A 14,083-nucleotide genomic window follows, 5' to 3' on the forward strand; every position below is an offset into this window, starting at 1 on the left:
GCCACTATTTAACCTTATCAATCTTACTTTGCAATTCCACTATCTATTCTACTAAATTATCAATGCACTCCGTAAATAAAATCCTGTTGCGGATACTTGCTATTGTGCATCATTAACCTGCCAGCCGCCTCCAAGTGCTTTATACAGATTCACCAGATTACGTGCCATTTCCAGCCTACCCTGAATCTGCTTATCGTCCAAATCTTCTGCATTCAGACGTGCGCGCAGACTTTGATCCAGCGTCATATTGCCATAACGAAATAATTTTTCAGCAGCACTGGCCTGGCTGGCGGCCTGCGTTTGCGCCTGATGCATTAACTGAGTTTGTTTATACAGGCTAAACTGCATCTGATAGGTATTATCCACTTCGGCAAGTGCCTGCAAAATCATATTATCATATTTGGCAATGGTGGCCTGTAACTGCGCATCCGCTCGTTCTATATTGTGTTTAATCCGGCCGGCAGTAAATACTGGAATCGTCATTCCGGCATCAAGCAGACCACCAACATTTTTTAAATATGATGTATTGTTATTTAAATGTATCTGACCAGTTTGCCACAAAAAATTAAGAAAAAAACGAGGTAATCGATCAGCTTTGGCACTGGCCAGACCCGCACTCATTGCTTTCACTATATTTTCCTGAGTACGGATATCCGGCCGGCGGGTAATGACGTCCAGTGGCAGTTGCCCGGCTGGTGCAGCAGGAATATGCTGAAAAATGTCTAAAGTTGCAGGGGCAATTGTAAATCCTTGCGGTGATTGGCCGATTAATACCGCTATATTGCGCTGATAGACATCTGCCTGCGCCTGATAAGTGGCAATCTGTGCCTGCATACCAGCCAGTTTGGCAGTAACTTCCCTGACATCATAAGCTGTAACCTGACCGGCGCGAAAACGGCCTACTGTATAGCGTTGCAACTGTTTCAGCGTGGCTACACTGTGCTCACCTACTTTCGCCCGCTGCTGCATAGCACGCATTTTCAGATAATTATCAGCAATCTCACTACTGAGAACCATCTGAGCACCATGCCAGCGCTCCGTTTCACTCAGGCTCAGATAATACATTTCATCTGCATCACTACGCTTCTGGCCAAATACATCCGGCTCCCAGCTGGCTGTAAAACCCGCCTGCACTGTATTGCCATGCAAGCGACTGCGATTGGCACCCAAAGGCGAACCGGCCGCCTGTAAATAATCTTTGGTATTACCGATTCCCGGCAGATCAAGATCTTTAAGCGCATTGGCACCGTTGTAGCGGTGGAAGCTGCCACTGCTTTCTACTCCGGCCTGCGGGCTGAGATCCGACTCCACCATGGCCGCACTGGCACGGGCTGAAAGCATATTGGCCTTCATCTTGGCTAAATCGCGGTTATTTTTTAAACCTGAATTAATTAAGTCATTCAATACCGGATCTGGCCAGCTCTGCCACCAGTGGCTGATATCAACCGTGCCACGGGCAGCAGCATTGTGATCAAATTGAGGCGCGACAGCTACAGTGGATTTCACCTGAATATCAGTTCTGCTACAGCCTGCCATTAAGCCCATAGCCAGTAATAGCGGCAACCATTTTTTATTCATTACCTTACTTCCCGAAAGTTTGGCACAATCATTATGAATGCTGCGCCAGCATGCCACGAAAGCGCGACAAAGCCAGAGCCAGAAACAACGCACCCATGATTGTCATCATAATAATTTTCGGCCAGACAATATTCAGCCCAGCTTGGCGAAACAGCACATCCTGACTAAACTGAGTAAACTGAGTTTCTGGTGATAGCCAAGTTATATATTGAAAAAAAGCCGGCATACTTTCCAGTGGTGATTCTGAACCAGAAAGCAAACGCATTACCACATATATCGGCAAACACAGCAAACCGAATTGCGGCATGGTTGGTGCCAGCGTTGCAAACCAGATTCCCAGCGAAGCCACCGAAAACAGATAAATCAGCATCCCCAGACTAAACAAAGACACTGAACCATTAATCGGAATATTCAGCCAGCCCTCTATTACCAGCCATAGCGAAAGCAGCGAAGCAACCGAAATCACCGCGCCATTGGCAAAAATCTTGGCCATCACAATTTCACTGGGATGTACCGGCATCACCAGCAGCTGCTCAATCGTTCCGTGTTCACGTTCACGGATTACCGCTGCTCCAACCAGAATAATCGCCAGTAAAGTTAGATTCGATACCACATTCATCGTAGCGATAAACCATGAGGATTCACCATTGGGATTAAACTGGATATTCAGCACCGGCGTAACCGGCGAAAACTCAGTTGCCACAGGCTGACGTAAAAACCCACGTGTCTCAGTATCAATAATCTGGCTTAAATAATTAAAGCCAATACCAGCCTGCGTTACCGAAGTAGCATCAGCCAGTACCTGAATGGTAGGTGAACGCCCTGCCACTACATCACGTTCAAAATTAGCCGGAATATCCAATACAAATACATAATCACCCTTATCCATAGCCGCATCAATTTCCTCGCGCTTCACCTCGACCGGAGGCTTGAAGTACGGTTCCAGCAAAGAATCACGGATTCGGTAAGACAGAACACTGTGGTCAGCATCCATTACCGCCACAGAAGCATGACGTACTTCCGTAGAAATACTGGTGGCCACTGAATATATCGCTACAGACAATACCACCACCATTAAGGCAATCAGTACCACATCGCTCAGCAGACTTTTCAGTTCTTTAATGCTCAGTACCCATACATTTTTAAACCATTGCAGCATTTATACCTCCTGCTTTTTCAACAAGCAGCCGGCCAGAAATACATACACCAGACAAAATGCCAGCAGTATCAGATAGTAGTTAATAAAATCCAGAAAACCCAAACCTTTGGTAAAACCGCCCAGACTGATTAACTGATACCATGCAGTGGGAAAACTCCAGCCAAACCAGTAATTCACACCAGTTAGCGTAGATAAAGGATAAAGCAAACCGGAAAAATTCAGTGCCGGAATCAATGACAAAATAGCGGAGCCAAAAATCGCAGCTACCTGAGACTTAACAAAACTGGAAATAAGTAAACCAAACGCTGTGGCTGCACAAATCAGCGCCAGTGCCCCCAGACTCATGGCAAAGAAACTGCCACGTACCGGTACACCCAGTACCACTACAGCCAGCCACACCAGAATCAGATAGCTGATAAAGGAAACAAAAACATAGGGTATCTGCTTGCCAATCAGAAACTGCCTTACCGAAGCCGGAGATGTATACAGATTGGTAATTGAGCCAATTTCCCGCTCACGCACCACACCCAGCGCTGTCATCATAACGGGTATCAGCATCATTGCCATCATAATCATACCGGGTGTTATCGCAAAAATACTTTTAAAATCCTGATTGTATAAATAGCGCGGTGCAATCTGCGCATTAGGCTGAAGTGAAATCGGCAAGCCTTTTTGCGCCCACTGAACCGTAGCATAGCGATTCAATATCACCAGAATAAAACTTTTAATATTCTCCGCCATAAACGGCATGGTACCATCTACATAAAACCCCACTTCCGGCTTATCACCACGCATTAAATCGCGGCCAAAATGCGGTGGAATATCAATAACCAGTCTGGCTTGCGAAATTTTCAACGTTTGATCAACTTCACTGGCATTGTGCAGATTGCCAGTAAAAGTAAAATAACGCGAACCACGAAAATGTTCGATTAAAGCACGGCTTTCCACCGTCTGATCACGATCTAATACCGCAAACTTGACATGCTCCACATCAAAAGACACTGACCACGCAGCCATCATCATCAAAACAACCGGTCCGAACAAAGCAAAAAACAGGCGGATTTTATCGCGCAACAATTCCTTACCTTCACGTACAGCAAAAGTCCATACCGTCTGTAGCCAATAATTCAGACCATCAACATTCATTGCTTTAGCAGCAGACTGCGTCAATCCCGCTTCCTGTGGCTGATTATCCTTAGCTGCTGCTGGCTGATTAGATTGATTTTTATCTACTGCCTCCTGCAAATAATCAATAAATGCAGTTTCCAGATCATCTGTATTCTTGTTGGCACATAGCTCTGCTGGTGAACCAATAGCCAACACCCGTCCCTGATGCATAAACGATATCCGGTCGCAGCGTTGTGCCTCATTCATAAAATGCGTGGACACAAAAATCGTGGTGAGATTATTCCTTGATAAATCAAGCAGATGATGCCAGAACATATCTCTGGCCACCGGATCAACCCCTGATGTAGGCTCGTCCAGTATCAATACCTGAGGATGATGCAGACAGGCCGCAGCCAGTTGCAAACGCTGCCGGATACCCAAAGGCAGCTCACTTGGCTGAATATCAGCAAACTCAACCAGATCAAACTGTTGTAAAGATTGCTGCACCGAATGCTCAATCTGCGCCGCATCCATGCGATATAAACGGGCAGACAAAACCAGATTCTGCCGAACAGTTAATTCCTCATATAAAGAAAACGACTGCGACATGTATCCAATTTTCATGCGCGTCGTCATATCATCGGCATTAACCGTGTGTCCAAGCAGCTGAGCCGTACCCGAGCTAGCGTCGAGCAGACCAGTGAGCATTTTCATGGTGGTTGATTTACCGCAACCATTCGAGCCCAAAAAGCCAAAAATTTCGCCACGCTCAATCGTAAAACTCACATTATTTACTGCAACAAAATCCCCGAAACGCTTAGTTAAATCTCTTGCCTCAATTGCCGGTGGCGAATCCTTATCGGGTACAAACGGCGTCAACTTTAAGCTGCCGGCCTTATCCTGTTTTGACTCCGGCAGCATTTTCACATAAGCCTGTTCCAGCGTATCCGTATGCGTCTCTTCCAGAACCTGCTGCGTTGGTGCATTAACAATCAGGCGGCCATCATCCATCGCCAGCAAATATTCAAAGCGCTTGGCTTCATCAAAATAGGCAGTGGCCACAATAACCGTCATATCCGGATTTTCCTGCCGCAATTCATCAATCAGCTGCCAGAACTGCCGTCGAGATAAAGGATCAACTCCAGTAGTTGGTTCATCCAAAATCAACAATTCAGGATTATGAACCAGCGCACAACACAAACTTAATTTCTGCTTCATCCCGCCCGACAGCTTACCAGCCTGCCGGTCGGCAAAGGGTGTCAGCCCCGTAGCCTGCAATAACCGTGTAATACGCTCATGCCGCATCGCTCCGCGCAAACCGAATAAACGTGCATGGAAATCAACATTTTCATTAACCGATAAAGTCGGATACAGATTCTGCCCAAGACCCTGCGGCATAAATGCAATACGGTGACTTAACAACTGACGGCTGTGCTTATTCGCCATATTGTCACCAAAAACCAGCACCTCGCCCTGCTGAATAATCTTCACACCAGCAATCAGCGACAATAGCGTCGACTTACCTACTCCGTCCGGTCCAATCAAACCCACAGTCGCACAGCGCCGGATTTGCAGCGACACATCGCGCAAAGCTTCCGTCTGCCGGTACTGATGGGACACATGGCGTAAATCAACAGCCCAGTTTTCTCCTGTGCCAGCCTGCGCTTTGGCAGTACTATCCATCTCAGACACCTTTGGCGGGTTGTTTCACACTGGGTAGATTAACCTGCCACTGCTGCGGCCACGCCTTACTATTATCAAAACGGATATAGCCATTACCCGTTAAGCCGCCCTTAAGCAAACCACTATATTGCAACGCAACCTGTGGTGGAATTTTCAGCTTAACCTTATACATCAGCTTTTGCCGCTCATTCAGCGTTTCCACAAACTTGGGCGTGAATTGGGCATTGGAATCAATAAAATCAACTTTTGCCGGCCAGACAGCATTCATCCCGTCCAGAACAATCCGTGCTTCATCGCCAAGCTTAAGCTTACCAATAGTATCCGTAGGCAAATACACTGACAGCGTTACATCAGTTGGGTCCAGCAGCGACACAACCTTACTGCCTTCGCCCAGCACATTACCGGCTTCAGCAATACGGTACTCAACCCTGCCGGCTTTAGGCGCCCGAATCAGCATATCGTTGTTTGCGGAAGAAGTAGCATCAATTTGCGCCTGCGCCTGTTTCACCGCGGCCTGTGCCTCAGCGCGCGCCGCCTGCGCCGCTTTAACTTTAGCAATAGCCGCATCGCGGTCAGCCAAACGCCGGCGTAATTCCGGCGAAGATACCAGCTCATCTGATCTGAGCTGGCGCGTATTATCCAGATCCATCTGCGCAACTTTATGTGCCTGTTGCTGAGCAGCAATTTCCGCCTCTGCTTTAGCTACATTTTCCTGTGCGCGTTGTTTATCCGCACGCGCAGCCGCCAGCTTACTACTGGTCTGATCAGATGAAAGTTCAGCCAAAACCTGATTTTTGGCTACCATATCCCCCTCATCCACTTTCATTTCCACTACTCGGCCAGAATATAAAGTAGCCACATCCAGCCGTTTTAACTCCATGCGACCATTGCCGCCAGCAAAACCATCTGGTAAAGATGTATGGCTGCGCATATTAACCCACACCGCCAACCCCACCAATGCCAGCACCACCAACACAAACAACAGTCTTCTTGTTTTCATTTATCCGTCCCTGAGTGAACTGTTTTTACTGATTCCGCGTCACGAAATTCGCCAAACCTTTCTCACCCAAGTTAACACATAAAATATATACCCTATTTATCGATAACAATAGTTTACTATCACTGTTGTACAGTTACCATAATCACCGACAGCTTAAATTGAAAGACTGATTCCTGATCCATATCAAGCAGTACTTGTCAGCATCCTGATTTTTTCTGACAATCAGCAAACCGCTTTCAAGGATTACCGACATGATTATCGTAATGCAGCGTCAGGCAACAGCAGCCCAAATCAACAACGTTATTACCTTTATCCGCCAGCGCGGATTGCATGAACACATATCACACGGCGAAGAACGTACCATTATCGGTGCAGTCGGTGATGAAAGAGTATTCGAACCCCGTGAGCTTGAAGCCCTAGCCGGCGTAGAAAAAGCATTACGCATCCTACAGGACTGGCGCATCATCAGCCGCGAAACACAACAACAGGACACCATCATCACCGTTCGCGGCCAGCAGTTTGGCGGACAGCAATGTCAGCTAGTTGCCACAATGACCAGTTCACAACTGCCAGAAAGCACCAACATATTTATCGACCCCTTCTATCAAGCAGCATCACCCTATACACCACCATTACAGCACAGCATCAACATGCAGCAACAGATTAAACAGGCACATCAGGCTAATAAATCTGTTTGGTTACGAATCAGAGATGTACGCCAGCTCGAACCGGCCTTACAGGCAGAAGCAGATATTATCTATCTGGGGGGAGAATTAATGTCTAACCGTACCTTACTCAACGAAGTGGGCTGTCTGAACATCCCAGTAGTACTGTGTAAAGACAAACATCATCAAGTTGATGACTGGCTGATTGCAGCGGAGCACATCGCCCTTAAGGGCAACCACCATCTGATGCTTGGCGAAGCCGGAACATTAAGTCTGGAGCGAAACGCCCCATACCGGCTCGACGTCGAAGCCATTGTTAAAGCCAGACAAATTACCCATCTGCCCATTGTTGCTAATATTTCCCACCTTGCCCATGCTTATATGAATAGCGCAACACTTATGCAACTGGCACAGGCAGCAGGAGCACACATTGTCATCTATTAACTGGACAATAAGTCTAAAATCCTATAATTATCAAAAACATATAATTTATTCAAATTTAGACAAATAAGCACAGAAAAGCATCAAAATTTGTCTAAATTTAGCATTTTATTTCCCAAATACGAAAAAAAAGAGCATAAAATAAATCAAAGCAAGTATAAAAGTAACATTTTTTCTGAAATTAGCACTTGCTTAACATCTATACCTGCTTTATTGTAAAGACTCATTTAGCTAACCCAAACTTGCTAATCCGACTACCGGACACAGAACCAAGAGTTCATCACAATAAGTGCATTCGCGTACCTTAAATCGCTGTTTACATTTATTAAATCTTACCGGATGAAGATGCATTGGTAACGTGTCAGTCGGACTACTAGAACATAAGAGGTTGATATGCAACTTTCAGGTGCACAAATACTCGTGCAGAGTCTCAAGGCCGAAAATGTAGAATATGTTTTCGGTTATCCCGGCGGAGCAGTTCTCGAAATTTACGACGCCATTTTTCAATTAAAAAAATTTCGCCATATACTTGTCAGACACGAACAGGCCGCAGTACACGCTGCCGATGCCTATTCACGTGCCAGCAATGGTGAAAAAATCGGTGTAGCACTGGTTACTTCCGGCCCGGGCGCCACCAATGCCATTACCGGCATTGCCACCGCCAACTCCGATTCAGTACCCCTCGTAGTCATTTCCGGTCAGGTTGGCACACCGGCCATAGGTTCCGATGCCTTTCAGGAAGTAGATACCGTTGGCATTTCCCGCCCGTGCGTTAAACATAATTTTCTGGTAACACACATCAGCGAACTGGCCGAGACCGTAAAAAAAGCATTCCAGCTAGCCCGTACCGGAAGACCCGGAGTAGTGGTTATCGATGTACCCAAAGATGTTACTCAAGCAATGGCAAAATTCAGCTATCCGCAGGAAGACATCAACATCCGCTCCTATCAGCCGGTTATCCACGGACATACTGGCCAGATTAAAAAAGCAGCACAGGTAATGGCCGCGGCAAAACGCCCGATTATCCTGTTTGGCGGCGGTGTAGTACTGGGTAACGCCAGCAATATCCTCACCGATTTAATCCAGTCTACAGGCATCCCCTGTGTATCTACCCTGATGGGACTGGGCGCATTCCCCAGCACTAATCGTCAGTTTCTGGGTATGGTAGGTATGCATGGCTGCTACGAAGGCAATCTGGCCTTACAAAATGCAGATGTCGTACTGGCCGTGGGCGCACGCTTTGACGACCGCGTTATCTCTGTAGCAGATAAATTTACCGATGATGGCAAAAAAATCATCCATATCGATATTGACCCGTCCAGCATTGCCAAACGCGTGAAAGTAGACGTACCGATTGTTGGAGATGTAAAAAACGTCCTTGCTGATTTACTCGCCCTGTGGCAGAAGCAAAATCTGGCTTTCAACAGCAACGCACTGGAAAGATGGTGGAAAACCATTGAAAACTGGCGCAGCCATAACAGCTTGTGGTTTGAAAACACCGACGAATACATCAAGCCGCAGCAAGTAATACAGGCACTGGCCAAAATTACCAACAATAATGCCCTCATTACCTCCGATGTCGGCCAGCACCAGATGTTTACTGCACAGTATTACCCCTTTCAGCGGCCTCGCCAATGGCTCAACTCTGGCGGACTGGGCACAATGGGCGTCGGTTTGCCTTATGCCATGGGTGCCAAATTAGCCAGACCAGAGGAAGACGTATTCTGCATTACCGGTGAAGGTTCCATCCAAATGAACATACAGGAACTGTCTACCTGTTATCAGTATCGCCTGCCCATCAAAATAATCAACCTGAATAACGGTTTTCTCGGCATGGTTCGCCAGTGGCAGGAGTTATACTACGACAACCGCTACTCCGAAACCTATATGGATTCACTGCCCGACTTCGTCAAACTGGCAGAAGCCTATGGCCACGTAGGCATTCGAGTTGAAAAAACAGCCGATATAGAAAGTGCCCTCAAAGAAGCCATTGCCCTCAAAGACCGGCTAGTATTTATGGATTTCATTACCGATCGTACCCAGAATGTCTATCCAATGGTTGGCAATGGCAAAGGTCTGGATGAAATGGTTTTACCACCACATATGAATACAACCCAAGCTGCCGCTGGCAGCGACCGTGAACAGAATAGCCGGAGTGCATCATGAGACACATTTTATCTATTCTGATGGAAAATCAATCCGGAGCCATGAGTCGTATCGTAGGGCTATTTTCAGCTCGAGCCTACAACATCGATTCCCTGTCTGTATCGCCCACAGAAGACAAAACCCTTTCACGTATGACAATCGTTACCAGCGGTAGCGATCTAGTCATGGAACAGATAACCAAACAGCTGAACAAACTGATTGAAGTTATCAAAGTAATCGACCTCAATGACAGCCAATACGTCGAACGCGAATTAATGCTCGTTAAACTGCGTGCCACCGGCAAAGATCGCGATGAAATATTGCGTCTGGTTGATATTTTCCGCGGTCATATTATCGATGTTACCGATAAAACCTACACCGTAGAAATCACCGGCACCAGTAACAAACTCGACGCATTTCTGGATACCGTAGGAAAAACACTGATTCTGGAAACCGTTCGCACTGGAGCCGCCGGCATAGGCCGTGGTGAGCGCATGTTGCGTATTTAATCAGACATTCTGACAACATAACTGGCTTCACGCCATACCAAAAACCTGATTTTAAAATCAAAGTATTAAACCAAAGGAATAACCATGCAAGTTTATTATGATAAAGACGCCGACCTGTCATTAATCAAAGGCAAAACCGTAGCCATTATTGGTTATGGTTCACAAGGCCATGCTCATGCCGCCAACCTGAAAGATTCAGGTGTTAACGTAATTGTAGGCTTACGCAAAAATGGTAACTCATGGCACAAAGCAGAAAATGCCGGCCATGACGTACGCGAAGTTGCTGAAGCAACCAAAGCAGCTGATGTAGTCATGATTCTTACCCCGGATGAATTTCAGCCGGCAGTATATGTAAACGAAATTGCCCCCAATCTGAAAGACAATGCCACCGTAGCTTTTGCCCATGGCTTCAATATTCATTACAACCAGATTATTCCCGCCAAAAATCTGGACGTAGTCATGATTGCGCCCAAAGGCCCCGGCCATACCGTACGCAGTGAATTTCTCAAAGGTGGCGGTGTACCTAGCCTGATTGCCGTGCATCAGGATGCAAGCGGCCGTGCCCGTGACATTGCCCTATCCTACGCAGCAGCCAACGGTGGTACCAAAGGCGGCGTTATCCAGACCACATTCAAAGAAGAAACCGAAACCGACCTTTTCGGCGAACAGGCCGTATTATGTGGCGGGCTGGTTGAATTAATCAAAACCGGTTTTGAAACACTAGTAGAAGCCGGCTATGCTCCCGAAATGGCTTACTTTGAATGTCTGCATGAAATGAAATTAATCGTAGACTTAATTTACGAAGGTGGCATTGCCAACATGAACTACTCCATTTCCAACAATGCAGAATATGGCGAATACTTCACCGGCCCGCAAGTAGTGAATGAACATTCACGTCAGGCAATGCGCGAAGCATTAAAACGCATTCAAAACGGCGATTATGCCAAATCCTTTATCGTGGAAGGTGCTACCAACTACCCGTCCATGACTGCCCGTCGTCGTCAGAATGCTGAGCATCCGATCGAAATCATCGGTAACCAGTTACGCAGCATGATGCCATGGATTGCCAAAAACAAACTGGTTGATCAGGATAAAAACTAGTTTAACTACCTAAGTTTGCTTGTACCAGAAAAGCTTGTGTATGCAACTTCATATACAAGCTTTTTCAACCACGAACTCAAAATAATTATGACAAACACACCCGCATCGCAGTCCGAATCTGCACCTCAAATCACCCAAAATTCCCCTACTAAAGTTGCCGTTGCCAGCTTGGTGGGTACAGCCGTAGAATTTTACGACTTCTATATATATGGCTTGGCCGCTGCACTGGTACTGGATACCCTGTTTTTTACAAACAAGGATCCGGCACTTGCCGTCATGCACTCATTTCTGACCTTCGGCATCGCCTTTATCGCCCGCCCCATTGGAGCAGCACTATTCGGCCATTTTGGCGATAAAGTCGGCCGCAAAACCACCCTGATTGCATCCTTACTGATAATGGGTATAAGCACTACCCTGATTGGCTTTCTGCCAACCTACCAACAAGCTGGCATCTTTGCACCAGTCTGTTTATGCATCCTGCGCTTCTGTCAGGGACTTGGGTTGGGTGGCGAATGGGGTGGTGCCGCCTTACTGGCTACCGAAAATGCACCCAAAGGCAAACGCGCCCTCTTCGCCATGTTTCCACAAATCGGGCCTCCTATCGGCTTTATTACCGCGAGCCTGATATTTATTATCCTGTCTAAAAGCCTGAGCAACGAACAAATGATGGCTTGGGGCTGGCGTATTCCCTTTCTGCTGAGCATAGTACTAGTTGGCCTCGGCATGTATGTACGCATGTCCATCATTGAAAGCAATGCCTTTCGCAGCATGGTTGCCAAACAGAATGCAGTAAAAGTGCCACTGGCTGATACCGTCCGTAAGCATTACAAACAGCTTATCCTTGGTTCACTGGCGGCCATGTCATGCTTTACCCTGTTTTTTCTGTCTACAGTATTTTCCCTGCAATATGCCACCACACAGCATCCATGGCAAAGCGCACCATTGTTTAACAAAATTGATTACCTATTCATCCTGATGAGTGCCATAGTATTTATGGCTTTAGGTTCGCCTGTCTCAGCATGGCTTTCCGATAAAATCGGTCGCCGTCCAATATTTTTAATTGGTGGCATCCTAACCGTCATAATCGGTTATTTCTACGGTGATTTAATCAATTGTAACAGCACAACTGTCGCAGCCATCTTTCTGTCCTTTTCCTTATTCGTTATGGGCATTCTATGGACACCACTGGCAGCGTATTTACCGGAAATATTTCCTACCAACGTACGTTATACCGGTGCGGCCATATCATTCAGCTTTGGCGGCATCTTGGGCGGTTCACTCACACCCTTTACCGCCGCATGGCTAGTTAAAGAATACAGCTTACAAGGCACCGTGTACGTTGGCTGGTTTTTGATCGCCTCCTGCGTGCTCAGCATGCTAGCCGTCCTACTATTGCCTGAAACCCACCGTCAGGAAATTGACAACTGAAGCAAATAAGAAACCGATTAATCCAATCGGTTTTTTATTTATTCGCCACATTCAACCGTAATCTGTCTCCATTACCCATTCTTTCTGCTAAAATAGACACAAAAATACAGCGTAGCAGAAAACTAATATGAGCATCATCAACAATAAAAAAGCCTTTCACGATTACTTTATTGAAGAACAGATAGAAGCCGGCATCGTGCTGGAAGGCTGGGAAGTCAAAGCCATTCGTGCAGGCCGGGTGCAAATCAAAGAAAGCTATATCCAGTGGAAAAAAGGTGCTTTCTACCTAGTTGGCAGCCACATCACCGCATTACCCACCGCCTCCAATCACGTTAAACCTGATCCAGTACGTCAGCGGAAACTTCTACTGAAACAGTCCGAAATCAACAAACTGATTGGTAAAGTAGAACGCAGTGGCTATACCCTCGTTCCCGTCAACATGCATTACAGCCATGGCTATGTCAAAATCGACATGGGCTTAGCCAAAGGGAAAAAACAGCACGACAAACGCCAGAGCAGCAAAGAAAAAGACTGGAACCGCGAAAAACAACGGCTAATGAAACAGGCTCGCTAACTCATGCCAAATCAAAAAATATTAAAAAGGGAAATTGATGTTTTTCAATTTCCCTTTTTAATAGAATTCAGATACCTGTTAATCCACCTATGCATAAAATAACAGCCACATAGAAAACATACCCAACTCAAAACAAAATTAAAAAGTACATCTTTTCAATATATAACTACACAAAACCTGTTAAAATATATTATACATAAAACTTAAAAGTACAACATAACCATTGTTTTCAAAAACAAAAAAGAGAAATTAGCGATGAAAAAACTGCTTTTCTTTTAGGACTGCTAATATTAAACGGCTGCATAACAGTCAACGGAGATTACCGCCTCATTGCTCAGGATGAAAATGGTAAAGATTTATTACCTAAAATGAAATTGCTGGCACATGGCACAGGCATCTACACCGTTAAAAATTCCCTATGTGCATCCTTTCCCAAAGCCACTATTCGTATTTACGATCTTCACACCAACCAAGAACTAAAGGGCGAAAGTCCACGCAAATGCCGATAAATCCGGCTTCATTAGCAATGCACTAGAGAAATATTTCCTCTTCAACAACTAATAGCTAGACTTTAATTGAAAAAATAACACCCAGCAAAAGCATAAGCTATCAACCAAAAAACTTGAAAATCATATAGAAATAGCAATGCAATTCTAAAGCATATGCAAAAAATTATCCGTTTTGGCCAGCGAG

The 14,083-nt window shown here is 45.9% G+C and carries 10 protein-coding genes; 6 read left to right on the plus strand and 4 right to left on the minus strand.

Annotated elements, in window-relative coordinates; genetic code table 11:
* Positions 1 to 99: 99 nt before the first annotated feature.
* The 4 genes from J6578_RS00875 to J6578_RS00890 are packed head-to-tail and all read right to left on the minus strand — an operon-like array spanning position 100 to position 6,527.
* The gene (locus J6578_RS00875; RefSeq protein WP_287953661.1) at positions 100 to 1,578 is read right to left on the minus strand and encodes an efflux transporter outer membrane subunit; all 1,479 of its coding nucleotides are present in this window, start codon (positions 1,576 to 1,578) and stop codon (positions 100 to 102) included.
* 31 nt (positions 1,579 to 1,609) lie between these two features.
* Positions 1,610 to 2,737, minus strand: a complete 1,128-nt coding sequence (locus J6578_RS00880) for an ABC transporter permease (protein ID WP_287953663.1) — start codon at positions 2,735 to 2,737, stop codon at positions 1,610 to 1,612.
* A complete protein-coding gene (gene rbbA / locus J6578_RS00885) occupies positions 2,738 to 5,527 on the minus strand; it encodes a ribosome-associated ATPase/putative transporter RbbA (protein ID WP_287953665.1) in 2,790 nt (929 codons plus the stop codon).
* Between the two features lies 1 nt (position 5,528).
* On the minus strand, positions 5,529 to 6,527 hold the full coding sequence (locus tag J6578_RS00890; RefSeq protein WP_093090591.1) for an HlyD family secretion protein: 999 nt from the start codon (positions 6,525 to 6,527) through the stop codon (positions 5,529 to 5,531).
* Positions 6,528 to 6,778: 251 nt separating this feature from the next.
* Here J6578_RS00890 and J6578_RS00895 point away from each other — a divergent pair, with 251 nt between their 5' ends.
* From J6578_RS00895 to smpB, 6 genes are all read left to right on the plus strand, one after another.
* Positions 6,779 to 7,636, plus strand: a complete 858-nt coding sequence (locus J6578_RS00895) for a chorismate mutase (RefSeq protein WP_093090593.1) — start codon at positions 6,779 to 6,781, stop codon at positions 7,634 to 7,636.
* A gap of 390 nt (positions 7,637 to 8,026) precedes the next feature.
* Positions 8,027 to 9,799 carry a biosynthetic-type acetolactate synthase large subunit gene (gene ilvB / locus J6578_RS00900; RefSeq protein WP_239364980.1) on the plus strand — a complete coding sequence of 591 codons (1,773 nt, stop codon included), beginning with the start codon at positions 8,027 to 8,029 and terminating at the stop codon, positions 9,797 to 9,799.
* Positions 9,796 to 10,287: an acetolactate synthase small subunit gene (gene ilvN / locus J6578_RS00905; RefSeq protein WP_093090597.1), complete on the plus strand. Its 492-nt coding sequence runs from the start codon at positions 9,796 to 9,798 to the stop codon at positions 10,285 to 10,287. The genes ilvB and ilvN overlap by 4 nt, the downstream gene beginning before the upstream one ends.
* 84 nt (positions 10,288 to 10,371) lie before the next feature.
* On the plus strand, positions 10,372 to 11,388 hold the full coding sequence (ilvC, locus tag J6578_RS00910) for a ketol-acid reductoisomerase (RefSeq protein ID WP_037490844.1): 1,017 nt from the start codon (positions 10,372 to 10,374) through the stop codon (positions 11,386 to 11,388).
* A gap of 87 nt (positions 11,389 to 11,475) precedes the next feature.
* Positions 11,476 to 12,816, plus strand: a complete 1,341-nt coding sequence (locus tag J6578_RS00915) for an MFS transporter (RefSeq protein ID WP_239428070.1) — start codon at positions 11,476 to 11,478, stop codon at positions 12,814 to 12,816.
* A gap of 127 nt (positions 12,817 to 12,943) precedes the next feature.
* Positions 12,944 to 13,390: an SsrA-binding protein SmpB gene (gene smpB, locus J6578_RS00920; protein ID WP_037405662.1), complete on the plus strand. Its 447-nt coding sequence runs from the start codon at positions 12,944 to 12,946 to the stop codon at positions 13,388 to 13,390.
* Positions 13,391 to 14,083: the final 693 nt, after the last annotated feature.

It is taken from the genome of Snodgrassella sp., assembly GCF_024103505.1.
GTDB lineage: Bacteria > Pseudomonadota > Gammaproteobacteria > Burkholderiales > Neisseriaceae > Snodgrassella > Snodgrassella communis.

What these genes read in the sequence shown, in the direction of transcription:
- J6578_RS00875 (WP_287953661.1), bottom strand. Translation starts at nt 1,578, where the DNA reads ATGAATAAAAAATGGTTGCCGCTATTACTGGCTATGGGCTTAATGGCA.
- J6578_RS00880 (WP_287953663.1), bottom strand. Translation starts at nt 2,737, where the DNA reads ATGCTGCAATGGTTTAAAAATGTATGGGTACTGAGCATTAAAGAACTG.
- rbbA (WP_287953665.1), bottom strand. Translation starts at nt 5,527, where the DNA reads ATGGATAGTACTGCCAAAGCGCAGGCTGGCACAGGAGAAAACTGGGCT.
- J6578_RS00890 (WP_093090591.1), bottom strand. Translation starts at nt 6,527, where the DNA reads ATGAAAACAAGAAGACTGTTGTTTGTGTTGGTGGTGCTGGCATTGGTG.
- J6578_RS00895 (WP_093090593.1), top strand. Translation starts at nt 6,779, where the DNA reads ATGATTATCGTAATGCAGCGTCAGGCAACAGCAGCCCAAATCAACAAC.
- ilvB (WP_239364980.1), top strand. Translation starts at nt 8,027, where the DNA reads ATGCAACTTTCAGGTGCACAAATACTCGTGCAGAGTCTCAAGGCCGAA.
- ilvN (WP_093090597.1), top strand. Translation starts at nt 9,796, where the DNA reads ATGAGACACATTTTATCTATTCTGATGGAAAATCAATCCGGAGCCATG.
- ilvC (WP_037490844.1), top strand. Translation starts at nt 10,372, where the DNA reads ATGCAAGTTTATTATGATAAAGACGCCGACCTGTCATTAATCAAAGGC.
- J6578_RS00915 (WP_239428070.1), top strand. Translation starts at nt 11,476, where the DNA reads ATGACAAACACACCCGCATCGCAGTCCGAATCTGCACCTCAAATCACC.
- smpB (WP_037405662.1), top strand. Translation starts at nt 12,944, where the DNA reads ATGAGCATCATCAACAATAAAAAAGCCTTTCACGATTACTTTATTGAA.